The sequence below is a fragment of the Paenibacillus sp. MMS18-CY102 genome (assembly GCF_009789195.1).
Classification (GTDB): Bacteria; Bacillota; Bacilli; order Paenibacillales; family Paenibacillaceae; genus Paenibacillus_T.
The window spans coordinates 1-25,529 of the sequence record NZ_WSTC01000038.1 but is presented as its reverse complement, the minus strand read 5'-3'; the positions used below and the strand labels follow the sequence as shown (position 1 = coordinate 25,529).

The following is a 25,529-nucleotide window of genomic DNA, read 5'->3' as shown; positions in this document are numbered from 1 at the left end:
ATCTGTGCTGGAATTGAAGGTCTCCGTATGATCTTGCTATGAGCATGGGCTGGGTATGTCTAGCAATTTCCCATTCATCCGTGTACAATTAGTATCGAGTAATTTTAACCATTTATTCCCACTATTATTAGTTTTGATAAGAGATTTGAGCGCGGGGGGATTTGTGATGGTAGATTTACAGACGGCATATTCCGCCTATTATCCGTATTTGCATTCGGTGGCTTATCATATGCTTGGGTCGGTTTCGGAAGCGGAAGATGTGGTGCAGGATTTGTTCTTGGATGTTCACGATACACTAGATACGATTGAGCATGTGAAGATGTATCTAACGCGTGCGACGACGAATCGTTGCTTGAATGTGCTGCAATCAGCAAGGAAGCGGAGAGAGGTTTACCCTGGGGTCTGGCTCCCGGAGCCGGTTTCCGATGTGGGATGGCAGCAGCCGCATCAAATAGCGGAGCAGCGTGAGTCGTTATCTTACGCCTTTATGCTATTGTTAGAGCAATTAAAACCGATGGAGAGAGCTATCATTGTACTGCGTGAGGGTTATGATTATCCTTACACGGAGATCGCGCAACTGTTGGACAAATCAGAGGCGAATTGCCGTAAAATTTATAGCTTGGCGAAGAAGAAGCTGGACCCGAATCGGGTCAGGCCAACCATCGAGCAGGGACAGATGGCAGCGCTCGTTGAGCAGTTTGTTAACGCGTTTCAGAGTGGTGACTCGCCCACCTTGATACGCTTGTTGACCGACACATCAGTCCTCATATCCGATGGAGGCGGCAAAGTGAATACGGCGATCAATCCGCTTTATGGCAGGGATCGAGTGGTTGCATTCTTAATGGGCATATCCGCCAAGCGTTATGCGCATCTCACCTATCAAATGGCTGTCCATAACGGCCAGCCAGGCGTCGTATTTTACGAGAATGGCACTCCAGCGTCCCTGATGATGCTGGAGATGGATGCGCAGGGGCGGGAGTTCCGGGGGCTGTATTTTGTTGTTAATCCGGATAAGGTGCGGGGACGGGGGAGATAGGGAGGCATGTGTACGTTCCTTTTCTTTTGAAGCTCTGTTTGAAGTATAATGGATCCATTATTTTCCTGAGAGAGGGGGCACTTCATGTTTTCTGAAATTAATGAAAAGAAGTGGCTTCTTGATCAAAAAAGGCCTTTTCCCGTACATACATTACGCAGTATACACGAGCATATGATTGTCAATTGGACATATCATTCCAATGCGATTGAAGGCAATACGCTTACGCTATCTGAGACCAAGGTGGCCCTCGAAGGAATTACGATTGGCGGCAAGACTATAAAGGAACATTTAGAAGTCATTAACCATAAAGAAGCGATCCTGTATGTTGAGGAAATTGTCAGGCGTCAGGAACCATTTACCGAGTCGCAAATCAAAAATATTCATCGGCTCATCCTCAAAAGCATACAGGACGAGCATGCTGGTACTTATAGAAAAGAGAATGTAATCATTAGTGGTGCAACGCACATTCCTCCTGATTTTGTTCTTGTTTCTGATTGCATGGAACAACTCATCCATTCTTATGAGAACTGGCAGACGCATGCACATGCTGTAGAACGGTCGGCGTTGCTTCATATCGAGTTTGTGAAAATTCATCCTTTCATTGATGGCAACGGCAGAACAGCCCGTTTACTTCTGAATTTTGAACTAATGAAAAATGGGTATCCACCCATCGTCATCGAGAAAGAGGATCGAGCAGAGTATTATAGCACTTTATATTTAGCTCACACGACAGGCGATGCAGCGCCTTTTATAGCCTTAATTACGAGAACACTTGTAAAAACGTTTGACTGGTACTTGAGGTTGGTTTAGTTAAGGGGGAGAGGTGAATTGTATCTAGCCAGGGTTAGAGACAATGCCTCCACCAAGTGAAATCCCGACTGTATGAGGTCGGGATTTTTGTTTTAGAATTGGAAATATAAACCATCTACTTAATAGGTATGAATACATCTTCTGCCACTAGGTGTATAATGAACTATAGACTACGAGCTGAAAGGCAGTGGAAATTATGATTGAGCCATATTCTGATGCTAATCCTGAGCTCTCGAATGATTTTGTCGAAGAGTTAGATGGTGACGAAATTTACAATTATAACTATCATCAAGAGACAGATATCTATCCTGATGTCACTATAAAAGTAGAGCGGGAACAATATTCTTTATTTGAACTGAAGAGAAAATATGATAAAAAGCCACAACAAGTAGTACTTGATCCTGATTATCAGAGGGATGATGTTTGGGTTCTAAAACAACGTTCTGAACTAATAGAATCAGTTTTAATGGGAATCCCGTTGCCAATGTTTTATTTAAATGAAACAAAGGACGGTCGGCTAGTAGTGGTTGATGGACGTCAAAGATTAACAACTATATTTCGGTTTTTCGATAACCAATTTAAATTACAGCAATTGAGAATATTGAAAAATCTAGAAGGTCAAACATTTTCTAAATTAGAAGGTAGTTTGCAATCAAAACTGGAAGATTATCAAATTATCGCTCAAGTAATTAAACCACCAACACCAGATCGAGTAATATTTGATATATTTGATCGCGTAAATAGAGGAGGCACTCAACTCAATCAACAAGAAATGCGAAATGCTCTGTATCAAGGTAAAGCTACAGAGTTAATTAATAAGTTAGCGAAAAACAACTTTTTCCTTAAAGCAACTGATACTTCGATAACGACAAGCCGAATGAAAGACAGATACATGATTCTCCGGCTTCTTTCGTTCCTATTATGGAAAAAAGGAATTTTAAAAACATCTAACGGTCTCCAGTTGGAATATAAACCAAAGGAACTTGATGAGTTTTTAGGTAAAACTATGGAACGCATTAATGTGATGAGTAATGAGGATATAAATATACTGGAAAAATTGTTCAGTAAAACAATGGAAAATAATTATATTATATTTGGAAATCGAGCTTTTAGGCGTGACAGAAGATATCCAATAAATTTGATCTTATTCGAATCTTTTGGATATTTATTTATACATTTAGATACTCAGACTTGTTTAGATAATCGAGCGGGACTTCAAAATCTCACAGGGAGGTTACTTAGTGATAATGTGTTTAGAGAATTATTATCTTCAGACCGCGGTAGAGGTATTGTTATACCTTCAATCTTGAATAAAATGGATGATTTGCTAAGGGGGTTTAAGAATGATTTGCAATTTGAAAATTAATGGACTGAAGAGCATCGACTCCACAGAAATCAATATTCAACCACTAACATTATTTGTTGGGATGAATTCTTCCGGCAAGTCGACAGTTGTACAATCTCTTTTGCTAGCAGTCCAGAATATTACTGAGAAGTTGAACTCTCCATTAAATGGTGACCTGGTAACGATAGGATCATTCACGGACGCTACTAACTTTAGGACAAATGCAAAAGAAATCAGGATTGCATTTTCATCTGTAATAAATCAAACAGTAAATATCAGGTTAACTCAGGAAGATCAACAGGTAAACTGTGAAATGAATGGTGATAGTGAATTACTTGAATTTATGCATCGTAAAAGTAAGAGAATACATTACTTATCGGCGAATAGACTTGGTGCTCAGGATACATATTCTAAGAACTATAGCTTACATGAACAATCTGGATCATTAGGTGAATATGCAATTGATTACTATGAATATCACAAAAAAGAGACAATAGAACCCAAATTGATAAAAGACGTGGAAAAGGGGAGTACATTAGAAATAAACGTAAACCATTGGATGGAGTACATAATCAACGCCGAATTATCCACTGAAGATTTATTAGATACCGATAAGGTGAAGGCGCGGTTTCAAAATAAAGGTAACAGGAAGGTAAGACCTAAAAATATTGGATCTGGTCTTAGTTATATTGTTTCAATTATTATCAGTGTACTTTCAGCTCGTATAGGGGATATCCTGATAATAGAAAACCCGGAAATTCATTTGCATCCGAGAGCGCAATCACGTCTTACAGAGTTGTTTTCATTTGCCGCCAGTAATGGTGTACGAATAGTAATAGAGTCTCATAGTGATCATGTGTTTAATGGTATTCGAAAGGCCATTTTTAATAATCAAATCTCTACAGAGGACGTCTCAGTGTATTATTTCAAAATGACAGAGAACTATGTGAGTGACCCGGTACGTATACATTTTAGTGAGAATGGTAATGTGACGAATCATCAGAATGGCTTGTTTGATCAATTTGACGATGACCTAGACACATTGTTGGGACTATAGTATGGAAGTTGTGTTAAATGAACTTTCATTAGATGGTCAATTTGACTCCCTAGAACTTTTTTTAACAACATTGAGATCTACAATAAAACTACAAAAAATACTTGAGATTGCTAATGCTCCATTACTTCGCCATCATGAATTGTATCAGCGTCAGGTGACGTCACAGTTATCTTTATTTCAAGTTCTAACTGACAATAGTATGAGAACGTCAAGCGAAGTACGTTCTTTCAAAATATTACTACAAAAATTAATGTATGAGGAACCGTTCTGGACATCTTCGCCAAAGCATAATTCGTTTGATAAGTATCTCTTTTTAGGATCAGAAATGCAGGGATATTCAATAGCTGAGGCATGTGAACGAGGAAAAATAATATTGTCATTTGCACATGAGCACTTTCGCGATGAGCAGATTGAGGTTATAAAAAACGGAGATTCTATAACGTTGCTTAATATAATCTCACCAGATACATTGATTAATTTGATATGGGAGTCTAATTTAATTATCGATCCAAAAGTTTATTGTCATCATAAATATGAGGGTAGTAGTAAGTTATCTTTTAGTTTATTAGAGCGAGAATATGGGTTTCAAATGTTAGATCAAGATGAGATTCGGGCGTTTTTATCGACCTTCGAAGCCTTTTGCAAAATGACATGGGTCGACATTGGGAAAAGTGATGGCCTCCAGTATAAGCTATATTCACCTAGCTCTCAGGACGAAAACTGGTTTAGAAACTCACAATATCGTGATAAAGTAATCTGTAAGTTCCGAACCAGTAGGAAATATCGTTGTTTTGGATATCGAGAAAATGATGTCTTTTACATCTTAAGGTTTGAAAGGGACCATGAGATTAGTAATCGCGGTTAACGGAGTTCGATATCTGTCATAAATCTAATTAAGAAGTCTTTCCCGGTGAATTGTGGTTTTGCACAGCTATACTTTACCTCCACCAAGCAAAAAACCACATCCGCATAATGTGGTTTTTTGCATTTTCACAAGAGTTGTAGAGGGAGCTCCGCCTCTTCGTAAATCTAAGCCTCAAGCCATCCCCCGAACCTCACGCTTCCGCACAGCCAGCAACAGCAACAATGAAGCGACCGCTAACACCGCACAAACCAGATTAACAAAGCGATAACCGTACAGCTCTGCCGTAAACCCAAACACTAGAAAAGCGACCATGGATCCGATCGTGGTTGTATTCATATATAGCGACGTCGCCGTTCCGGGCATGTCCGGAATGAAGTTTTGGAAATAGGTGATCGCAACGCCCGATGTGATGGAGATGGTTGCGGCGCTCAAAATTTGGATCAAATAAACCTCCCACGGATGGGATGCCACGTACAGCAGTGTGAAATACAGGATGGCGCTTACCATGCCTAGGCGAATGAGGATGCGGTTATCGATTCGGGTAGCGAGCACTCCAGTCAGCAGCATGAATGGAATTTCGAAAATCGGCGGAATGCTGAACACGATGCCGATCTGTTCTTTGCCACTATGCAATTCTTTGATCATGAACTGGGACATATTCATTGAACCGATCGTTGTCGCAGCTTTTATGAATGTAAATGCGACCAGATTGCTTAGAATGTGAGGCTGAAAAATAATGGTGCTTAATGGAACCGGAGCCGAAGGCGCTTTAGATTGCGTCTGGAGGCTCTCTTCCTGTGTATCGTCGCTGTTCTTCATGAAGAACAGTATGGATACGATGGTGATGATATAGATCGCGGCCACGAAGAGATAAAGCCCTTGGAAGCCGAGTTTAATCAAAATAAACGAACCGAGTGCAGGACCGATTGTCCAGGAAAGGGCAAAAAACGTTCGGAACACATTCATGTAAAGAGGAGCGTCCTTCTCGGGCAGATTGGACCGGGTCAGCAGTTCCCTCGCATACGCGAAAATCTGGGCAAGCGATGAGGAGGCAACGCCGAGCACGAGAGACGAGACAATAAGAAGAATATAGTAGTCCCGCACAAAAGCATAGGTAGCGTAGCCGATGGCTGCTGCTAAGGAGCAGATGATCAGAAGGCTCCGGCGGCTGAGGTTCCCGTCAGAAATTTTGCCGATATAGGTGGAAACGATTACATTGGCGATAGATGAGATCGTCATAAAGACACCAAAGGACAAATTAGTCATGCCGACTTCGTCGATGCCGAACAGGGAAGTGAACGGCAGAACGAATGAGAAGGAGGTGCCGATCAAAATATTAATAAAAATAAGGGAAGGAAATCCTTCCACTTTAAACAGGTTACTCCATTTGGATCTGATGCCCATCAGCAAAGAACTCATGCAGACAACCCCTTGTACACATTAGTGTCCTAATTATTTTAATATAAGTATCGATTATAAAGTTGAAAGTGATGGTTGTCTATTTATTTAGAAGGGCGCCGGAATAGCGATAGCAAAAAAGGCGCTTGATTGATCTTAAGTATTATTTGTATTAGTATATATAATACTTAAGGAAAGCCGCGATAGCGTTGAGGTGAACGTTGCATGATTATTACGTTGGAGCTAGACAGTGAAACGCCGATCTATGAGCAACTGCGCAATCAGGTCGTCATCGGCATTGCCACGGGGGAGCTTGAACCAGAGGAGAAGCTGCCGACTGTTCGCCAGATGGCAGATGACCTCGGCATTAATGTGATGACGGTCAACAAAGCCTATGCGCTCTTAAAGCAAGAAGGCTATATCGTTATCGATCGGCGCCATGGCGCGAAGGTAAGCCCCCGCAAGCTAGACGGCGAGGAGGGCTCTAATTCCGCGCACTTGGAAGAGCGGCTGCAATTGTTAATTGCAGAAGCGGCAATTCAAGGCATGAGCCAGCCGAGATTCGATGCCCTTTGTTTACGAATTTTCTCCAGCATGAAGTATGCGAAGCAGTGAAGCAGTCTACCTTTTATAAGAAAGGGTTTGATGCATGGTGTTTGGGTTAATGGCTATTTTGCTAGGTTCAATCGTAATTTGCTATACCGCGTTGTGGGTGACCTATAAGCCGCAGGCGAAATATAACAAAGGAATCCTGTTCGGGGTTACGCTGCCGTCCCATGCGATGGACCATGCAGGCATTGGGCTTATTCAAGCAAGGTTCAACAAGCAGTTTAGGAATACGAGCCTATGGCTCGGGACGGGGCTTATTCCTTACTTGCTCCTCTATTGGTGGGCGGCGTACCAAACGGTCTATTTCTTCGCGTGGTTCTCAGTAATTCTCTGCCTGATGGTGAAGCCATTTCGCAGGGCGTTCCGCGATACGCTTGCCTTGAAGCGTGAGAACGGCTGGTTTGTCGGCAAGAAGCGTGTCATACAGAGTGATCTGCGCGTTGCACGATTGAAGAACGAGAAGGCGGCATCGCCATGGTTGTTCATCTTTCCATTGGGCATGTCGGCTGGGCTTATGCTGTGGGCGTGGCGTGATAACTTTGATTCCTCTCTCATCGCTAGTGCGGGCGCTCTCCTTCTTACGGTATTGTTCTTGTGCATTTCGCTTCTTATGCGCAGAGCGAAAGCAAAAGTCTATAGCGGGAATAGCGAAGTGAATTTAGGCCTAAATCAAGCGAAGCGCAGAATGGTATCCTACATGTGGCTGTGGCTTGCTATAGTGGAAACCCTTCATTGCGGCCTTCTCTGCGTATTCCTCTCCAATGGCGATTCTACGCTAGGCGGCGTATGGTGGGCGGTTACGCTGCTGTTTTCCATGGTGCCAGCCATATTGGTTTTACTCATCTATCGGCGTATCAGTACGCTTGAGCAAGACGTATTAGCGCAGGACGGCAAAACCATCTACTCCGATGATGACGAGTATTGGGCGAATGGATTTACGTACCATAACCCGAATGATACAAGCATTCTCGTTCCGAAACGAATCGGAATAGGGGAAGCAATTAATACGGGAACATGGACAGGGAAAATAGTCATGGGGGGATTGCTTGGCTTGTTCGCTGTGGTTGTTGTGGGGGTATCGTTCATGCTCATCCGATCAGAATTGACATCTCCAGCATTGTCGATTATGCCAGGCCATAAGGTTGAAATTGATTACCCTATGTATAACTATAGTTTCAACATGGCGGACATTGAGCAGTTGACGTTGATCGACCAGTTGCCTTCTGGCAGTAAATCGAACGGTGAGGCGACCGATAAGTATGCGCGCGGCAAATTCCATCTGAAGGGGCTCGGCAGCGCAAGGTTATACGTTTACAAGAAGCATCCGCCATATATCCAGATTAAATTGAAGGATACGTACATTATTTATAATGATAAAGATCCGGCGGTTACGAAGCAGTTGCTGGAGCGGCTGCAAGAAGGGCTGGCGAAGCAATAGCGGCGCCGCTGCTTCTCTCGTTTCATACAATATTCGCATTAATTTAAAAGGTGGATGATTATGGGTTATATTGCAGGGCTAAAGGAATTAAACATTCAATATGCTATAAAAGGACAGTGTAAGGCAAGGTTGAAGGATATCCTGCAACTGCTCACGAAAGACCGGTTGAATGAAATCGCTGCTAATCGGGACCTATCAGGCAGATCCAAAATGAAGAAGCAAGAGCTTGTGGATGCACTATTTGAACATAACCGTAATTTCCATGGGCTCGAAAATATTATGCTGGTTGCAAATGATGAGGAATGGTCGTTGTTCAACGAGCTTGTAGATGTTCCATATTTACAAAATGATAATGTAAGCCCAAAGCTGTACTTTTACTGGATGAACCGTGGGCTGATGTTTTCTTTTTATCATGAGGACAAGCTGTTATTTCTCGTGCCAGAGGAGATCAAGGAGTGGTATCGGAAGCAGGCTCTAACATCGTTGCTTCCCGTCCGCGACCGTTGCCAGCAAGTGAATAAGTACTTGAATGCAGCAGCTAACTTGTATGGGGCTTGCAAGCTGGAAGCCGTCTTCGGCATCATGGTTCACGATCATGGCTTGCCATTATCGGAAGAACAATTCGTGGCAGACTGCCAATTGGCTGCATCCCGGCAGCAAGGGTGGTATTTGGATAAGGAGCTTTTGATTAGCGATTATTTTCAACAGGAGAACTTAGACGAGCTGAAAACGCTCACGGAGAATGCCGAGAATAAACCTTATTATAAGCCCGCACCAGAGGAGTTTTTGAAATATTCGGATTCTGGTTATTTTGAAATGACGCCTCAACTGCGGAGTTTAGAAACATATGTTGGCCAGCATCTATGCAAGGATAAGCAGATGGTAGCCTATCTGATAGATGATGTTCAACTCGCGTGCTCGATGGAAGAGCCGCTTGGCGTGGTTATGAACGAATTTGAAAGACGGGATATCCATTTTCAGAATAAAGAGCAGATCCATTCTATATTATCGTTAGTCACAGCGGTACATAACCATACTCGAATATGGTCGAATTGCGGGCATACGCCAGCGGAGCTGGGCTTGATCCGGGATCAAACCGGTGGGAATGTTATTTATATGAACCAACAAGCGCTATCGATTAAGGTAGGGCGAAATGAGCCTTGCCTCTGCGGGAGCGGGAAAAAGCATAAAAAATGCTGCGGCAAATAAGCGAGGCTTCCAATCGCCAAACCTTTTTATTGAAAAGGCTTGCAGATAAAGGTGGGAATTGGTACTGTTATACAGATGTGCGCTTTTTCACCTTGATTGGAGATAACGTATGACGAAGCAGCCAGTTGAACTTTACTTGTTAAATGATGACGCTGAGGTAGATGAATTTATTGCGCTATTGCTGTCGCACTCAGCGGATAAAAGCCGAATTAAAGATTTGTTTGATCGCTTTGCTAAACCGGTATCGGTATTGGTCGAAAATCATTATGTAGATAAAGTTTATAGGGACTCCTATTACAAATACTTCTCTAACAAACACTTTGATGCCAGCCGCAATTGCAGGCGAATTTCGTTCTATACAGGCGATATTGCATTCGAAGATTTCTATTCGGAAGAAGGGCATCAAAGGCTGCAACAAAGCTTTATCGGATGTGCTGTCCTAAAACCAATTAGCCCAGGTTGCCTGGGGCGTACTATTTTGGATCCGAAGAAAATAAACATCAATCGATGTTATGTTAGGACAACAAGATTTGCGCCGACGATTCTAGGTGTTCGATTCGAAATCGATTCGTTCCCGTTCTCGTCGCAAGATACCGAAACGATGACCTGCGCCGAGACGACGGTGTGGGGCATTCTGGAGTACTACGGGACAAGGTATGCGGATTATAAAGTTGCGTATCCAAGCGAAATCGTCGATACGATTTTGAACCGGTCGAATGAACGGGTGCTGCCTTCCAAAGGCCTGTCGCTCGTCCAAATCTCTTCCCTCGTCAAAAGTTTCGGGTTCTCTCCGAGAATTTATTCCAGGGGAATCGGTGCTTTCTTCGATCCTGAATTCAAAAGAATTTTGCATTACTACATTGAATCCGGCATTCCGGTCGCACTGAGTGTAAAAGCGAAGCAGAATGGCATATCCGTTGGCCATGCAGTTGTATGTATCGGGCATTCGGACAAAATGGACACCTCAATTACGCCCAAGACTTCAAATGGCATCCATTTTGTGAACTCCGCTGATTTTTTTCCTCAGTATGTTATAATGGATGATAATCAAGTCCCGTTTGCGGTTCAAGACTATACGGCGGTTACTACATATCAGGATCCCGTAATCGACGGCATCGTTGTCCCGCTCTATAAGCGGATCTTTCTTGAAGCGACGGAAGCGGATACGATCTCCAAGAACATTTTGTTCCATGAGAAGATGGGCGTATCCAATGCTTTAAACAACTTAAACAACCTAATCGACGCGGGCAAAGTCGAAGGTATTAATAAATATAGTTCGAGCAATCCTATGGTTATCCGATTGTTTCTAACATCATCCAGGCAATTTAAGCGGTTTAGGTCGCTGAATTTCGTGAACGAGAAGATTGATAAACCGATTGCTGTAGGTTATTCGCAGTTGCCAATGCCCAAGTTCATTTGGGTAGCGGAGATTTCCTTGCAGGATGAATACATGAATAAAAAAGTGCTTGGCGAAATCATTCTCGATGCGACAGCGTCGACGTTTTCTGGTTTAGAGAGCTTGATTTCGATCCATTATCCGGGGTTCTTCGCCTGGAGACAACCACACGAGCCTCTTGAGAAGCTAGTGCAGATGCTATCACACTATTCTTTGCCGATTGCATATCCTTTGTATGAAAATAACCTTTCCGCAGGAGGAATATGAACATGAGAAGCAAAACGATGAGTTTCGCAAGTGAGTTGTTCCCGAGCACCGCATATACGTTTACGGGTGAAGAAACGGAATTTATTCTTTCAGAAATTACGGATCGAATTAAGAGTGACATTCATGTAAACGAGATGAAACAGCTCAAGAGCGTAGAGCTAGCAGATAAATTAGTGACGACAAGCAGGTAGAAGCAGCGACAAGCAATATTGATTGAGAGGAGGCACCCATGCGGGTGTCTTTTTTGTGTGATGCAAGCGGGTTACTTGGGCAGGCATAAAACCGCCGGCTCGGAATACTGTCTATAGATGCCAGTAATTCGAGGTTTCTCCGAGCGGAGGAGGCTATTATGCAAATTCATGTGATTCGGCCTGGCCAATCGCTTTATGAATTGTCTCAGGAGTATGGGGTTTCAATAGATGAGATAACGGAAGCGAATGAGATCTCGCCTAATGATACGCTTGTCGTTGGGCAGACGCTAGTTATTCCGATTGTTGGAACGTATTATTGGGTGCTTCCTGGCGACACGCTGACAAGCATCGCTAGGCGTTTCGGCACGACTGCCCAAACGCTTGCGAATGTGAATCGCATTCCGTTAACTGGGACGCTAGCTGAGGGAACGCGTTTGTACATTCCGCCGAGACCTCGCCGTGCGGCGGAGATTAATGCCTACGTGGAGCCTCGCGGCAATAGCGTAGCGCCCGCCTTGCTTAATGCTTCTCGCGAAGCGGCGCCGCATTTGACGTATCTGGCGCCGTTCAGCTTCCGCATTAATCGGGATGGGACGCTCGCGCCGCCCGCGCTGAACGGCTTGGCTGAGATCGCAAGCCGCAATCGCGCGGTGCTGATGATGGTCGTGACGAACTTGGAGGGCGGACAGTTTAGCGCGGAGCTGGGGCGGATTATTCTCAATGACGAGCAGGTGCAGAACCGGCTGCTGGACAACATTATGCGGACCGCGAGGCAGCTTGGCTTCCGGGATATTCATTTTGATCTAGAGCATTTGCGTCCGCAAGACCGGGAAGCATACAATCGATTTCTGCGCAAAGCCGCTGACCGGATTCATCGGGAAGGGCTGCTGATCTCGACGGCACTGGCACCCAAGACGAGCGCGACGCAGGCTGGGGAATGGTACACAGCGCATGATTACAGAACGCATGGGCAGATTGTCGATTTCGTCGTCATTATGACGTACGAATGGGGTTACAGCGGCGGTCCAGCGATGCCCGTATCGCCAATCGGGCCGGTGCGGAATGTGCTGGAGTATGCGTTAACCGAAATGCCAGCATCCAAAATCATGATGGGCCAAAACTTATACGGTTACGACTGGACGTTGCCGTTCGTCCCAGGAGGGGCTTATGCGAAAGCACTCAGCCCCCAGCAGGCGATCGCGCTTGCCAGGGAGCGCAAGGCTGCAATTTTGTACGACCAGCAGGCGCAAGCCCCACATTTTAACTATTGGGATGATAACAAGAAGGAACATGTGGTGTGGTTCGAGGATGCCCGTTCCATTCAGGCTAAGTTCGATCTGCTCAAGGAGCTGGGCATTCGGGGCATTAGCTATTGGAAGCTAGGGCTGAGCTTTCCGCAGAACTGGTTATTAATCGAGGATAATTTTATAGTGACCAAGAAGTAGCGGCAGCCGCTTAGGTCATCTTGGGCACAAAGTAAGCACCCCTTATCGTAGGCCATTGGCAAAAACACTAGCGTGTTTTTCCGATGGCAGGATAAGGGGCGATTTTTGCTTTATTTATTCTGCAGCAGCAGTTGGCCCTCCTGGCTCAAAGCCAGCAAACCTTCTTCCGCTTCTGTTTTGCCTGACACTATGTCACTGAGCTTGCTATTGGCTAATTGATTAAATGCGTTCAGCAACATAGGGGATATAGCATTGCGCTGCGAACCGGAACGAATAGGCTGCAGCTTATAGAACGCCTCTAGCGAGTTGCTATCGCCGGCTTCTGCAGGCATAATGGCAGGCAAGCCGGCGAGCATGGCAGAGGATTCCTTCATCGTTGTTTCGGTAATATAACGAATAAGCTTCCATGCTTCTGGCGCATGCTCGCTATTCGCGTTGATGGCATAGATCGAGTCGAAGAATATATAAGGTGTCGAGTCGGCGTGCGCACTGTCTACCGGAACGGTGACAAGCCCGATATCGCCTGCAACATCCGGATTATTCTTGATTTGCTCCAGCAGATAGTCTCCGTCCAACGCCATCGTAGCTTTGCCTTGGAGAAATAGATTGTCACGTCCATTGGAGTCGCCATTGCCCATATAGAGCGCCTTCTTCTGCACGGCTGTGTGCAGCAGGTTAGCAATGGATAACCATTGCGGCGAAGAAAGGGTGACGGTTCGTTGGGAAGGCTGGATGGCAGTTAGCCCTTGCGTTCGGCCGATATCGGAGAATAACCGGTAAGGCTGTCCGAAGGCGAAGTCTGGTTCATATAAGCCATAAAGCCCGTTGTTGCTTCCGCCGAAACGTCCAGCTAGTTGGAAAGTTTCCTCCCAGGTCATCTGGTCCCGAGGAATCGGAATGCCGGCTTGCTCGAATAGTTTGCGGTTATAGTAGAGCGCTTTGCTGCGGAATGTAGGGGCCAGGCCGAGCAGCCGGCCATCTCCTTGGGCACGGAGCTCTTGAACGATGGAATCGTTCCAGCCATCCAGCGCATAGCCATCCTCGGACATAAGCGGTTCAAGATCAAGCAGCCTATTATCCAATGCCATTTGCCCATAAACTTGATCACTCAGGAGCAGGATATCGGGGGATTGCTGCTCGATTAAGTTGTTTAACTCATTCGGATTGCTGGATTGCAAGAGCTGCTGCATGCTGACCGCTTCAACTGTAATGTTAGGGTTTTCTTTCGTAAATCGATCACCAAACCGTTTGTTGAATGAATCCGTATCCCAATACATGATTTTCAGATGAACGTCTTTCTGTTTCTCCTCACCTAATGAGCATGCTGAAACGGACAAGCATACGATTGATAGGATGATAGAGGCGGCCAGTAGCCTAAATTTAGCTCGGTTGTGCATGATTCATTCGCTCCTTGCTTTGCTTCAGATGAAGCTGATTTTTCTTCAAATTTGAACTGAAGCCATACGGCTTGGCCTTCTGTTTGCAGCTCAGCGAGCGCGTCCTTAAGCGGAATGTTATCATGCAGCACTTTCTCAGTGACTGTGTTGGCGAGTGCACGGAACTTTAATAGAAACGGAAGCGGGATGCCGTCCCACGCGTTGCGCGACAAAGTAGGCGGGATATCCAGTAACGGCTGAACCGATCTGCCGTCATAATCCATGTTCAGGTCCTTTCGGGTGACTAAGCTTCCAGCAGCTAGTTCCCGTTGCATCTTCTCGCTGTTCATATATTTCACGAACTCCCAGGCGGCTTCTGGATGCGCGCTGTCTGCGTTGATGCTATAAATTCGCCCAAGCTGCCATTCTGCCAGATTCGGGCCATCCGGATTGTGGGGCATCTAACAAAAAATAATCTATTTTTTACCAACACGAAGTAATAATACCATTCCGCCGCTCGTCGAAAACAGTACACAAACCAACGATTTTGAGTATGTTTAATCCCTTTTTTTAAAGGGCAGGAACCCCATCAATTAATGTCGAATAATGTAAAATCATTCAATCAGCTCGTATAGATTACAATGAAGGCGAATAGGATGGTAGCAATGCCATAGCTTCGCTAGTGAATTCGTAACCAGATCACCGTTTTCCCGTATGTAACAGGCATACCGTTATTACAACAATAGAATCCGAGGGCATACACCATATGAATGAAACATTGAATATTGATGCGGATGCCAGCTATCAGCTTGCTGAACAGAAGGCTGCCCGCTATTTTGCATCGCTATATATGCAGGTCCAGGAGAAGGCGTATGTGCCTGCCCTGACAGCAGATATCCAGCAGTGGAAACAAACCCATCTCCGCCGCCAATCATGGCTAACCTTGTTAGTAAGGGGCAGGCGGCAATCGCATGCGGGGGATGATTATCGTTATATCCAGTGGCTAAAGCATACGAACAAATTAGATGATTATTTGAAGCGCAGCGTTTCTTATATGTATATGAGGGACTTGGGCCAAGCGATAGATTCGCCAAGCACGCAAGCTAGAATCCAGCGGCTAGTTGCCGACATGAAGGAGCGCCTGCTCGGTTCCGCAGCATCATCCGGGGAAGGGCAGCCAGCTTTTTTCAGTATAGTGGAGCTGTACAGGTGGGCGCAGAAGGAAGGCGTGGAAAGCGCCGTTATATGGATGGTCAGCAAGCTTAAGACTGTCTCGGCCAACATTCCAGAAGGAATGAATGCAGAGCATGCCCAGCGCAAATTGATGAAGATCATTCTCGGCGTAGTGTTGCATGCGATTGAAGAGATGGAGGAAGGGCAGCCACAGCCGCCTGAGTCGCGTGCCCGCAAGTTGGATGAAGCGATAAGGCTTGGTTATTCCTATGGCCTGACTTATCCATTCATTGACGATCTGCTCGATGCGCAGGTATTAACCGCACAAGAGAAGGCGCATTATTCCCAGGCAATAAGAACTGCACTTCAGTTCGGCGCGGTTCCGGAATTAGGTGAGTGGAACGGATCGAACCCGGCCCTGATTCAATACATACAGGCGGAGCTAGGGGAAGCGTTCGAATACATTAAGCGCCATCAACGGCCGGATAGCCAGCATTTGTTTTTTGAGCAGGCCTATGTGTTCTTTCACTCCCAAGAAATCGACCGGGCCAAGGTGATGGACGACTCATCGTACACGAACGAGGAGCTGTATATTCCGATCATCTTGAAGTCTGCGTCGTCCCGGCTGATCGCACGTTCGGTCATGGATGCTCCTACGGACGAGGGCTTCGAAAGCCGTACATTCTATTATGGCATCTACAACCAGCTGGCGGACGATTTTGCGGATATGATGGACGATTTGAGAGATGGGGCGGTGACGCCTTACACGTATTATTTAAGATACCGCGAACAGCGTTCCGATCTGGTCAATCCGTTCGAATTGTACTGGACGGTCATTAGCCATCTCATTCATGAGGTGTATCACTCAGATGCCCGGGCGCGCGAGGTCATCTTGAATCGTGCCATTAACGGCTTGAAACGTTGTAAAGCACGGCTGGGCAAGGCAAAGTATAACGAGATGATGGCGATATTGGATTCTGGCAGCCCCATCTTCAATCGGCTCATCCAACAGATGGTGAACAAGGCGGATGATGTTGATTTCTTCGATAAAATGTTGCGGGACCAGATGGTCGCTTCACTCCAAACTGGGCGAAAGTCGAAGGACGAATTCGCTGAGACGGTCCGAACGGCTCGGGAGCAGATCAACCGTGCGTTGCAAATCACCAAGCCTGAGGGCATTCCGCCGATGAAAGGGACGCTGATTGACGCGGCCAATTACAGCCTGACAGGTGACGGCAAACGGCTGCGCCCAATCTTAACGTGGGTGATGGGCGTGCAGCAATATGGGCTTCGGGCTGAATCTATCGTCCCCCTGTTGCGTTCGTTAGAGTACATGCACACGGCTTCCCTGATTTTCGATGATTTGCCGTCGCAGGATAATGCGCCTACCCGCAGAGGGCGTTCGACACTTCATGAAGTGCATGACAGCGCGACCGCGGAGTTAACCGGCTTGCTGCTCATCCAGAGGGCTACGCAGGAGCAAGCGTCACTGGACCAGTTTGACGCGAAGAACGTTCTCGCCTTAATTCGGTACTCGTCCCAGAAAGCCGAGGACCTGTGCGCCGGACAGGCGATGGACTTGAACGCCAAAGGGAAAGTGCTGACGCTGGAGCAGCTTAACACGATCTGCTTCTACAAGACCGGCATTGCATTTGAAGCTGCGCTTGTTATGCCTGCGATTCTTGCCCGAGCTCCTGAGCAGGAGATCGGGGTGTTGAAAACATTCGCATATCACGCCGGCATTGCGTTTCAAATTAAGGATGACCTGCTTGATGTAGAAGGGGATGCTAGCTTGCTGGGGAAACCTGTGGGCTTGGATGCGGACAATAACACGTCGAGCTTCGCCACTGTCCTCGGGACAGAAGGCGCGAAGAAGGAGATGTGGGACCACTACTGCTTAGCGCTGGATGCGCTGCAGAAGCTGCCACGATATAACGCGTTTTTGAAGCACTTATTGAACTATATGATTCATCGGGATCGGTGAGTGGAGGAACGTATGGGCAAGAAATCGATTATGATTGCTGTTTCTATATTGATTGTGCTCACAGTTGCCGTGGGCTTGTGGTGCAATCCGTTTTCCAACACGGGACCAACAGAAGCTGCTCTCACCGAAGAGGAAGCGGCTAAACTGATACCTACAACGCCAACGAATGAGATTAATATTTTATCGCTTAAACCATACAATGATGGGCTTTTAGTTTTTTATTTGGATGCGCCCAAAAGCGCGACGGCCCCGCAGGATTTCAAACATACCGATATCGGTTTTGCTTATTTGGTTAAAGGAACCGGTGGCCAATGGAAAATGGAGCACAGCGGTGAGTATGGGAGCATAGACGCTTATCTAAAGAAATCTGGACATGGGTACACAGGTGAGTTTTTTCCAAGTGACAAGGAGGGTTTCCCATCGATCATGTTCGGCATCATGTCTGATCCACAGATTACGGGTTTAAAGATGGCTGATTTGAAGACGGGAGAAGACCTTCCGGTTTTCTATGATGAAAAAGACGGTTTGAAAGTATGGCATGCCTTTATGGAGAAGCCATACCATGAGAGTTACATCCTGTCCTCTTGGGCAAACACGAAGAAACTGTATGCTCAGGTCGTTAGATTTTAATGGCATAAGCTATTAAGCGGGTGAAGAAGCGAGCGGATAATGCGTTCGCTTTTTTTATGCTAACTACTATACACTATAGAGTAGTTTATGGTATAAATACCCATAGAAGGGGGAGCTGTTTTGGACCTGAATAAGGAAATGATCAAGGGCAACATCGAGAGCGTCATTCTAAGCCAGCTTAAGGAAGAGGACTTGTATGGTTATGAAATTTGCAAACGAATCCGCGACATCAGTGAACATACATTTGAGATCAAAGAAGGAACGTTGTATATCGTATTGAAACGGCTGGAGAAGAACGGCATGGTGCAGTCGTATTGGAATGAAGCGACGGACAGCGGAGGCGGGAGAAGAAGGTACTACCGAATTAACGAGGAAGGCAATCGGTACTTGGCGGAGCGGAAGCAGCAGTGGGATTTTCTGAAAAATATGATGGATCTTTTCTATAAGGGGGTTTAATGGTGAAAGCGATCGACCGTTATGTACATTCGCTGAGCAAGCATGTCAATTTGGAATCGGAGGAGATGGCTTCGTTCCAAGATGAAATCCGGAGCCATCTAGCCGAGTCGGTGAACGCCTTGCGGCTGGAAGGCTACTCTGAGAAAGAAAGTGTGGCCATCGCATTGCGGCGATTCGGGGAGGAATCGAACCTGAACGCAGAGCTGAGAAGGGAGTACCGCTTCCATAGAAGCTTTAAGAAATGGATGCTGGCCGTTTCCGTGTTATTTTTGGCGTTGTCCGTCTTCTTCGTGTACGAATCCCGGGCTCTGGAGGAACGGGGGTTGGTAAATTTGGATTACATGAACAATGATTTCGATAAAGTTGAAGACCTTATGGGAAAAACCAACAGCGTTCCCTATGAAGTACTTAAAGCTTATGTCGAGCGTCATGAGGGCGTTGTGCGGTACGTGTTGCTAACCCAGAAGAAACGTGCGGTCCCGATCGCGGAATATGCATACCCTATTGAGCATGAGCCGTACGATCCCCAGGATGTGTACTATCTGCCCCAACGCATAGAGACCGAAGTGACGGGCATTCAGTGGTACGCGAACATTTACTATAACAATTCAGCCATATATCCACCGCAGGTGCATGCGGTATACGTGACCGGGGTCGTTTGCTTCGCGTTGTACTGGATACTGTTCGGGCTGTGGAATGTGTTGAATGCGCATCGCAGGGGGAGTTTGAATGTGTTTTGGGTCGTTTGTTTCTTCTCATTGAATGTCGTGGCGTATCTGCTCTATAAGGCGGTTGAATTAATCAGGATCGGGCGGTTTAGAGCGGCTGTTTAGGGCGGCTGCTCATGAGCCATAGTGCTCTACCGCCCCACTTTTGCACGAGACATTCGTCCTCTTCGCCTTAACGCACGCAGTTTGGATACTTTCCGGCGCTTGCTCACCTTGTTTCCCTTCTTCGTAGCGTAGACGGGATTAAGCGCAAGCGATTGAACGAGCTCTTCTTGCGTGAAGGGCTCATCCCTGCCCCATTGCTTAACTTTGACCATGAAGGGGCTCTCGGGGTTTTTCATATGGTAAAATCCAGGGATGCGCATGGCTCTGGAGAGGTTCGTAATCATCGGGTCCGAGTTGAACTTCTGGGCTAGTGCTTTCTGAATCGGAACGAAATTGCTGAGAGAGCCGTCTTTAAGGACCCAATAAATATGATAGCCGTTCTTTGTTTCGACGATCATCGTATCGTTAATGTCATCCTCATGCCTCGCCAGGAAGGATTGCTTTAATGCAGCCACGCGCCTCCTGCTGCGCTGAGCCAACATCCGATATTGGCCTTTGTTGTCCCTGGAGATGGAGAAGGAGGAGATTTGTTCGGTAGGATCAGTGAGGATGTTGTTTATCGACTGATGAAGCTGCCGCTTCGTCGGAAATTTATACGAAATTTTGTTTAGGTCGACATCGATGAATTGTGCCCGGGCTGTCTTGAACGAGCGTGTTTTCGTTTCCCGGTCATTGATTTCCATGAACACGGCATATCCGTTTCGATTATGTTTGAGTACGTGGACAGGCTTATTTCGTTTTGTAAGAAGCTTGAGTTTGGAAGATGTGCTTTCTAGGGAATAAAACGGCTTCTGCAGCCTCATGGTGGGAAAGGTAGTGAAGGCGCTGGAAGCACTGTAATAATCGTTCCTGCGAACAGCGTCGTGCACCAGCAAAAAACGCAGCCGATCGTTTTTCTGGCTGCCGAGCTTCTTAATAAACTGGTACGCATGGTCCCCATACTGTTTCATTGGGTTATAAGGTTTAGCTGCCAATGAACCACACCTCCATGTGAGCTAATGTTGCGCTTATGGTTAAGGTCTAAACAATCATATTCGGGCAGGCAGCCATTCGTGTAAAATGGCGCACCCAATTTGCACAATTGGCTCATGATCAAAATTAAATAATATTTGGAAAAGCTTTTTGGGTTGAAAGATGTTATAATGGACATATTGAGCTTGTGACCTCATTCACATAACGTCGAGGACTAGAAGTAAGGATCAATGCCCTCGTACGCCATGTGAATTTTTTGTTTTATTGAACAAGATGGTCATGCAAATTTAATTGAAGGTGGTAATTGGTTTGGTAACAGGTACAGTGAAATGGTTTAACGCAGAAAAAGGCTTCGGTTTCATCTCGGTTGAAGGCGGAGAAGACGTATTCGTTCACTTCAGCGCGATCCAAGGCGACGGTTACAAATCGTTGGACGAAGGCCAAAGCGTTGAGTTCAATATCGTACAAGGCAATCGCGGCGCACAAGCTGAGAATGTCGTAAAACTGTAAAGAAGCCAAATGCCCCGAACATCTCGTTAGGGGCGTTTTTTTTATCGCTTCATCCAAATCAGATAAGAAAGAGGGATGCACATGTATTATTCACGGAAAAGGCCAGTTGAGGATGTGCCCAATGAGCTTACCGCAGTATGGTCTTGTACGGATGACAATTGTAAGGGATGGATGAGGGATAATTTTGCGTTATCCGTCGCTCCCGTATGCTCCCTATGCCAATCCGAGATGGTGAAAAGCGAGAAAATGCTGGTTGCGGTCGTGAATACGAGCCCGAATCAGGTCAAGCAATAAAAAGGCGCTCCTAGCCGCGAAGGTTAGGAGCTTCCCATTGAAACGGTTCGCAGTGTAACGGCCTGCGAGCCGTTTTTTTTGTAGTTGGCTGGACGCAAAATAAAAGCTCCAAACGAAGCGTTGAACGCTTCGTTTGGAGCTTCTCGATGGTTACGCGGAAAACGATCTGGCGGTGCCTTAGCTGCTAAAGCTGCTATGCCGTTTCTTATAGTGCCCGTGACCGTATGGCGGTTGCTGTGGCGGATAATAGTTGCCTTTTTTATAGTCGCTGCTGCTGTAATGTTTGTTGCCGTAGTATCCGTGCCCATTGCCGTGCCCGTGGTGGCCATGACGGCCGTGTGGCTTATGGCCGGTGAGTGAACCAATCAATCGTTGCAACATATGTCTGATCATCCTATGACCTCCTAAAGTTTATTGCGCTTGCGTGACATATAGAATACTACGCGATTGTAAATGAAGGGTTTCGCCAAAAAAAGCCTACTCCGCGTTTGGAATGGGAACCTATTAGCGCCGAATGCCGTATGTGGAAGCAGGGAGTGATTCGGATGTTCATCAGGTTCATCAGATGGTGGAAGCAATGGAGGAGCGAGTGGCTGGATTATCCGCTTCGGCAGGGCATGGTATGGGCAGGCAGGTACAGGATCGAGCAGTTTCTTGGCATGGGCAGCTATGGCCAAGCGTATCGCTGCATCGACCTGCAGGCTGGTGCCACCGTACTGATGAAGCGGGCGAAGCCAAGCAAGCGCGATATCGCACGGCGGATGCTGGAGCGGGAGAGCGGGATTATGCAACAGCTGGACCACCCGCAAATTCCGAAATGGCTGAACCAAGCCAAGCATCGGCGTGAAGCATCGCTCATCATGGCATTCGTGGATGGCGATAATTTGGAACAGTTAATCATGGGGCAAGGACGGACATACACGCAACTGGAAGGGTTGTTCATAGTTCGGCAGTTGCTTGCCCCGCTGAAGCATCTACACGAAGCTGGCTTTGTGCACCGTGATGTGCGGATTCCTAACGTACTGGCGAGCGGCGAACGGATTGGATTGATCGACTTCGGCTTAGCCTGCCGCATCGGAGAGGAACAGCCAGATGAACGCCAGAAAATGGCGGAGGATGGGGAACCGAGCGGGTTTGCGGACAGCTGGGGTGCTGTGAAGCAGCAGATGCGATATCCTTATCCAAGCAGTGACTTGTATGGGCTAGGGCATTTATTTTTATTTCTGATGTACGCGGGATATGTTGCAGAAGACGGGCAAGAGGAGCTCGGCTGGGAGGAAGAACTCGTTCTTGAACCGGCCGTGAAGGGATTCGTGCGCGGGCTTCTGGAGAAGCGGTGGCAGGCAGCAGCGGAATGCGAACGGGAATTAGCTGCCATCTTGGACGGGAGGCAGTAATCGTAGTAGAATGAGTCCATGCAAGACTATAGGATTAAGAGGTGCCCGAATGGCCATTAGTTTTACCCGCTCGATTATTGCTCGGTTAGAGAAAGAGATTGCGGACATTGAAGCATTCGTTCGCGAACAGCGAACAAAACGTGAAAAGTCGCTTGCGAAAATAAGCCAGCTCCAACGTGACCAGAAAGCAAGCCAGTCGGCCAGCGATTTGAGCAGCAAAATTTCGCGAGAAATTAAGCTGAAGAAGGACATTGAGCGAATCAACGCCCTGCTCACGCAGTCGTCCAAGCAACTGAAGGAGAAGCAAGCATTATTGGCACAGCAACGATTGAAGGTCAATGAATAGGCGAAGCCGCGATCGTGTAGTGAAATGCACGCATATGGCGTAATCTCAAGAAGGTAACCATGCCCCCAGTATGTTAGATAATATCTAACATACTGGGGGCATTTTGTATGTGAACCATGGATGGTTTGAAAAATGCCCAAATTCATACAATTATTTCGTTGCTAAATAAAGGATTTTGTCGAAAGTTGCAGAACTAGTGGTGGACTGGCTTCGTGTTAGGAAATGTTACATTAGAAAACAGGGGGATAACAATGAATTTGTTTTGGTTGTCTGAACAGTTAATTCGAAGGTTAAGGTATGCGTACAAGTTTATCGTAATTGGATTATTGATTTTTATCCCAATGGTTGTCATGTCTTTCATGTACCAGCGCCAATCAAGCGAGCTCATTTCATTTAATGAGAAAGAGAGGCTGGGCGTCGAATATATTGCCCCTTTGCAACAATTGATAACGAAGCTTCAGCAAGGAAGGGGACTTTATTCCCTCCAATCCTCGAGCAATGATGCTGCGATAAATGGGGAAATCGATAAAAACAACGCTGAAATCGAACAAGCCTTTCAAGCAACGTTTGCGGTAAATGATAAACTGGGCGGAGAATTGAAAGTGGATGGGACGATACATGACATCTATGGCGCGTGGAAGAAGGCGGACGGCGCTGACCCGGTGAACAGCTACACCACGGTCATTGGCCAGAGTGTTAAGCTCATCGCAGAAGTAGGGGATTCGTCGAATCTCATCCTTGACCCGGATCTAGACAGCTACTACCTCATGGATGGCGTCATCAACAAAATCCCGTTTGCAACGGAAAAGCTCACACAAATTCGCGACTTAGGCTCTTCATATCTATTAACAAAATCAGTAACGGACGAGCAGCGCGATGGGCTGTTGGAGCTGGTATCCCTATTAAACTACTCGATGAATGAAATTAGCAACGGCATTCAATCGGTCATCGATGAGAACCCGTCATTAGCCGCAGAGCTCGATGCTTCACGGCTTAACCTGGAACAGGAGCGGGAGAATTTTGCCAAGGTTGTAAATGAAGAATTGATTCATGCCCCTACATTGAAGCTTTCCAAGAATGATTATTTGCAGCTGTCAGCATCGTTTATTAAGCATCACTCGGAGCTTTACCAGGTGGAGTTGAAGGTGCTGGACAAGCTTATTAAGGTCCGGGTGGACGCTTACGAATCCAAAGCGATGGTATTTAACATTGCGGTAATTATCGGGTTTATGATCTTGTTGTATATTTTTATTGGCTTCTATATTTCAGTCAAAAAATCGATTAGTTACATCAATACTTCGCTCATCAAGGTTAGTGAGGGCGATCTGGCCAATACGCTGGTTTCTTATACGAAGGATGAGATCGGGGACATCGTGAATCCGATTAATACGGTCATTCAAGTGTTCAAAAATATGATTAGCGCAAGCAAAGCAACAAGCAATAAAGTGACGGCATCCTCATCTGCATTATCGTCAGCCATTACGGAAACGGTAGCGGAGATGGATACGATCAATCAGAAGATGGCAGAGCTTAGTGGGGGAAGCCGCGCGCAGTTTCTCCATTCGGAGGAAAGCTCCAAGGCGATGAACGAAATTGCGACGCACATTCAGCATATCGCCGAGTCTGCGCAAGATGTGCTGACAGAATCAACCCATTCCCATCAGCAAGCGCTGGAGGGCAAGCTGGCGATGGATGGCGCATTTGGCCAAATGAATAAAATCAACTCGTCGGTTAAAGAGTCAAGCGAATTGGTAGAGTTTCTAACGAGCCAATCGGAGCAAGTGAAACAAATTGTGGAAACCATCGCGAAAATCTCGGCACAGACGAATATACTGGCGCTTAACGCTTCAATCGAGGCGGCGCGCGCTGGAGAGCATGGGAAGGGATTTGCAGTAGTCGCTGCAGAAATTCAGAAGCTCGCTAATCAGTCCAAGCTGTCTACTGATGATATTACTGGGAAGCTAGAAGCGATCTCTTCCAAAATCAACAGCTTAGGCGAATCGATGGAACATGAGGAACTGGAAGTTAGCCATGGCATGCAAGCGATTCATCTTGCCAATGGCATATTCACGGGCATCCTGGAATCTTCTCAGCGTCTAGTCGATCGCGTACAGCAGGTATCAACCTTAACCGAACATATCTCCGCCAGCACGGAGCAGGTGACGGCATCGGTCCATGAGGTTGCCTACATTTCCAAACAGTCGGCGGACAATACGAACTATGCTTCGGAATCGATGACGAATCAGGCTGGCATTATGAAAACATTGTTGGAATCGGCAGATGAATTGCTCCAAATGACGAAGCTTTCGAAAGAACAGCTTAGCCATTTTAGAATGTAAAAGAAGCCCTCGCCATCGGCGGGGCTTCAGATTGTAGAGAAACCCACGTTTTTTCAAAACGCTGGGTTTCTCTTTGTTTTATCGGAGCTGTATTTAAAGGAAAAAAAGTATGGTTTAACGCTTTACGCCCTCCGTTCCAGGTGGAGGGCGATC

Annotated in this window: 25 protein-coding genes; 20 read left to right on the top strand and 5 right to left on the bottom strand. The window is 46.3% G+C overall.

Annotation, left to right across the window (positions count from 1 at the left end):
* Positions 1 to 166: 166 nt before the first annotated feature.
* The 5 genes from sigJ (at position 167) to GON22_RS21915 (ending at position 5,113) form a co-directional block, all read left to right on the top strand.
* Positions 167 to 1,036: an RNA polymerase sigma factor SigJ gene (sigJ, locus tag GON22_RS21935; RefSeq protein ID WP_160398256.1), complete on the top strand. Its 870-nt coding sequence runs from the start codon at positions 167 to 169 to the stop codon at positions 1,034 to 1,036.
* A gap of 84 nt (positions 1,037 to 1,120) precedes the next feature.
* Positions 1,121 to 1,846: a Fic family protein gene (locus GON22_RS21930; protein WP_160398255.1), complete on the top strand. Its 726-nt coding sequence runs from the start codon at positions 1,121 to 1,123 to the stop codon at positions 1,844 to 1,846.
* Between the two features lie 196 nt (positions 1,847 to 2,042).
* Positions 2,043 to 3,212 carry a DUF262 domain-containing protein gene (locus GON22_RS21925; protein ID WP_237179304.1) on the top strand — a complete coding sequence of 390 codons (1,170 nt, stop codon included), beginning with the start codon at positions 2,043 to 2,045 and terminating at the stop codon, positions 3,210 to 3,212.
* Positions 3,190 to 4,248: a DUF3696 domain-containing protein gene (locus GON22_RS21920; protein WP_160398253.1), complete on the top strand. Its 1,059-nt coding sequence runs from the start codon at positions 3,190 to 3,192 to the stop codon at positions 4,246 to 4,248. Before GON22_RS21925 ends, GON22_RS21920 begins: the two co-directional genes overlap by 23 nt.
* Position 4,249: 1 nt before the next feature.
* On the top strand, positions 4,250 to 5,113 hold the full coding sequence (locus tag GON22_RS21915; protein ID WP_160398252.1) for an MAG6450 family protein: 864 nt from the start codon (positions 4,250 to 4,252) through the stop codon (positions 5,111 to 5,113).
* A gap of 171 nt (positions 5,114 to 5,284) precedes the next feature.
* On the opposite strand, the gene GON22_RS21910 is transcribed toward GON22_RS21915, so the two are convergent.
* The gene (locus GON22_RS21910; RefSeq protein ID WP_160398251.1) at positions 5,285 to 6,532 is read right to left on the bottom strand and encodes a sugar efflux transporter; all 1,248 of its coding nucleotides are present in this window, start codon (positions 6,530 to 6,532) and stop codon (positions 5,285 to 5,287) included.
* 204 nt (positions 6,533 to 6,736) lie between these two features.
* Between GON22_RS21910 and GON22_RS21905 the strand changes: the two genes are divergently transcribed.
* The 6 genes from GON22_RS21905 (at position 6,737) to GON22_RS21880 (ending at position 13,066) form a co-directional block, all read left to right on the top strand.
* Positions 6,737 to 7,126, top strand: coding sequence for a GntR family transcriptional regulator (locus tag GON22_RS21905; RefSeq protein ID WP_160398250.1), 390 nt, complete (start codon positions 6,737 to 6,739; stop codon positions 7,124 to 7,126).
* A 49-nt stretch (positions 7,127 to 7,175) separates the two neighbouring features.
* Complete coding sequence (locus GON22_RS21900; protein WP_237179299.1) at positions 7,176 to 8,558, top strand: DUF5808 domain-containing protein; 1,383 nt, start codon at positions 7,176 to 7,178, stop codon at positions 8,556 to 8,558.
* A 60-nt stretch (positions 8,559 to 8,618) separates the two neighbouring features.
* Positions 8,619 to 9,767 (top strand): Rho termination factor N-terminal domain-containing protein, encoded by a 1,149-nt coding sequence (locus tag GON22_RS21895; RefSeq protein WP_160398248.1) that lies wholly within the window; start codon positions 8,619 to 8,621, stop codon positions 9,765 to 9,767.
* 109 nt (positions 9,768 to 9,876) lie between these two features.
* Positions 9,877 to 11,430, top strand: a complete 1,554-nt coding sequence (locus GON22_RS21890) for a hypothetical protein (RefSeq protein ID WP_160398247.1) — start codon at positions 9,877 to 9,879, stop codon at positions 11,428 to 11,430.
* A 2-nt stretch (positions 11,431 to 11,432) separates the two neighbouring features.
* Positions 11,433 to 11,621 (top strand): hypothetical protein, encoded by a 189-nt coding sequence (locus tag GON22_RS21885; RefSeq protein WP_160398246.1) that lies wholly within the window; start codon positions 11,433 to 11,435, stop codon positions 11,619 to 11,621.
* 158 nt (positions 11,622 to 11,779) lie between these two features.
* Positions 11,780 to 13,066 carry a glycoside hydrolase family 18 protein gene (locus tag GON22_RS21880; RefSeq protein ID WP_160398245.1) on the top strand — a complete coding sequence of 429 codons (1,287 nt, stop codon included), beginning with the start codon at positions 11,780 to 11,782 and terminating at the stop codon, positions 13,064 to 13,066.
* Positions 13,067 to 13,176: 110 nt separating this feature from the next.
* Here GON22_RS21880 and GON22_RS21875 read toward each other — a convergent pair whose 3' ends face one another.
* Both GON22_RS21875 and GON22_RS21870 read right to left on the bottom strand, forming a co-directional pair.
* Complete coding sequence (locus GON22_RS21875; RefSeq protein ID WP_160398244.1) at positions 13,177 to 14,463, bottom strand: ABC transporter substrate-binding protein; 1,287 nt, start codon at positions 14,461 to 14,463, stop codon at positions 13,177 to 13,179.
* Complete coding sequence (locus GON22_RS21870) at positions 14,379 to 14,903, bottom strand: extracellular solute-binding protein (RefSeq protein ID WP_160398243.1); 525 nt, start codon at positions 14,901 to 14,903, stop codon at positions 14,379 to 14,381. The genes GON22_RS21875 and GON22_RS21870 overlap by 85 nt, the downstream gene beginning before the upstream one ends.
* Positions 14,904 to 15,208: 305 nt before the next feature.
* On the opposite strand from GON22_RS21870, the gene GON22_RS21865 reads away from it, so the two are divergent.
* The 4 genes from GON22_RS21865 to GON22_RS21850 all read left to right on the top strand — a co-directional run bounded on the left by GON22_RS21865 (position 15,209) and on the right by GON22_RS21850 (position 19,518).
* Positions 15,209 to 17,599, top strand: coding sequence for a polyprenyl synthetase family protein (locus GON22_RS21865; protein ID WP_202113442.1), 2,391 nt, complete (start codon positions 15,209 to 15,211; stop codon positions 17,597 to 17,599).
* 12 nt (positions 17,600 to 17,611) lie between these two features.
* A complete protein-coding gene (locus GON22_RS21860; RefSeq protein ID WP_160398242.1) occupies positions 17,612 to 18,229 on the top strand; it encodes a hypothetical protein in 618 nt (205 codons plus the stop codon).
* 120 nt (positions 18,230 to 18,349) lie between these two features.
* Positions 18,350 to 18,685, top strand: a complete 336-nt coding sequence (locus tag GON22_RS21855; protein ID WP_160398241.1) for a PadR family transcriptional regulator — start codon at positions 18,350 to 18,352, stop codon at positions 18,683 to 18,685.
* Positions 18,685 to 19,518 (top strand): permease prefix domain 1-containing protein, encoded by an 834-nt coding sequence (locus GON22_RS21850; protein ID WP_160398240.1) that lies wholly within the window; start codon positions 18,685 to 18,687, stop codon positions 19,516 to 19,518. The genes GON22_RS21855 and GON22_RS21850 overlap by 1 nt, the downstream gene beginning before the upstream one ends.
* 26 nt (positions 19,519 to 19,544) lie before the next feature.
* Here the strand turns inward: GON22_RS21850 and GON22_RS21845 are convergent, their stop codons facing one another.
* Entirely contained in the window at positions 19,545 to 20,492 is a 948-nt protein-coding gene (locus GON22_RS21845) for a DNA-primase RepB domain-containing protein (protein ID WP_160398239.1), read from the bottom strand.
* A gap of 307 nt (positions 20,493 to 20,799) precedes the next feature.
* Here GON22_RS21845 and GON22_RS21840 point away from each other — a divergent pair, with 307 nt between their 5' ends.
* Positions 20,800 to 21,000: a cold-shock protein gene (locus tag GON22_RS21840; RefSeq protein WP_006039518.1), complete on the top strand. Its 201-nt coding sequence runs from the start codon at positions 20,800 to 20,802 to the stop codon at positions 20,998 to 21,000.
* 81 nt (positions 21,001 to 21,081) lie between these two features.
* A complete protein-coding gene (locus GON22_RS21835; RefSeq protein WP_160398238.1) occupies positions 21,082 to 21,294 on the top strand; it encodes a cold-shock protein in 213 nt (70 codons plus the stop codon).
* A gap of 177 nt (positions 21,295 to 21,471) precedes the next feature.
* Here GON22_RS21835 and GON22_RS21830 read toward each other — a convergent pair whose 3' ends face one another.
* Positions 21,472 to 21,687, bottom strand: coding sequence for a hypothetical protein (locus GON22_RS21830; protein WP_160398237.1), 216 nt, complete (start codon positions 21,685 to 21,687; stop codon positions 21,472 to 21,474).
* Positions 21,688 to 21,839: 152 nt separating this feature from the next.
* Between GON22_RS21830 and GON22_RS21825 the strand changes: the two genes are divergently transcribed.
* From GON22_RS21825 to GON22_RS21815, 3 genes are all read left to right on the top strand, one after another.
* Positions 21,840 to 22,691: a serine/threonine protein kinase gene (locus GON22_RS21825; protein ID WP_160398236.1), complete on the top strand. Its 852-nt coding sequence runs from the start codon at positions 21,840 to 21,842 to the stop codon at positions 22,689 to 22,691.
* A 49-nt stretch (positions 22,692 to 22,740) separates the two neighbouring features.
* The gene (locus GON22_RS21820) at positions 22,741 to 23,037 is read left to right on the top strand and encodes a hypothetical protein (RefSeq protein ID WP_160398235.1); all 297 of its coding nucleotides are present in this window, start codon (positions 22,741 to 22,743) and stop codon (positions 23,035 to 23,037) included.
* Between the two features lie 251 nt (positions 23,038 to 23,288).
* Positions 23,289 to 25,376, top strand: a complete 2,088-nt coding sequence (locus tag GON22_RS21815) for a methyl-accepting chemotaxis protein (RefSeq protein WP_160398234.1) — start codon at positions 23,289 to 23,291, stop codon at positions 25,374 to 25,376.
* Positions 25,377 to 25,529: the final 153 nt, after the last annotated feature.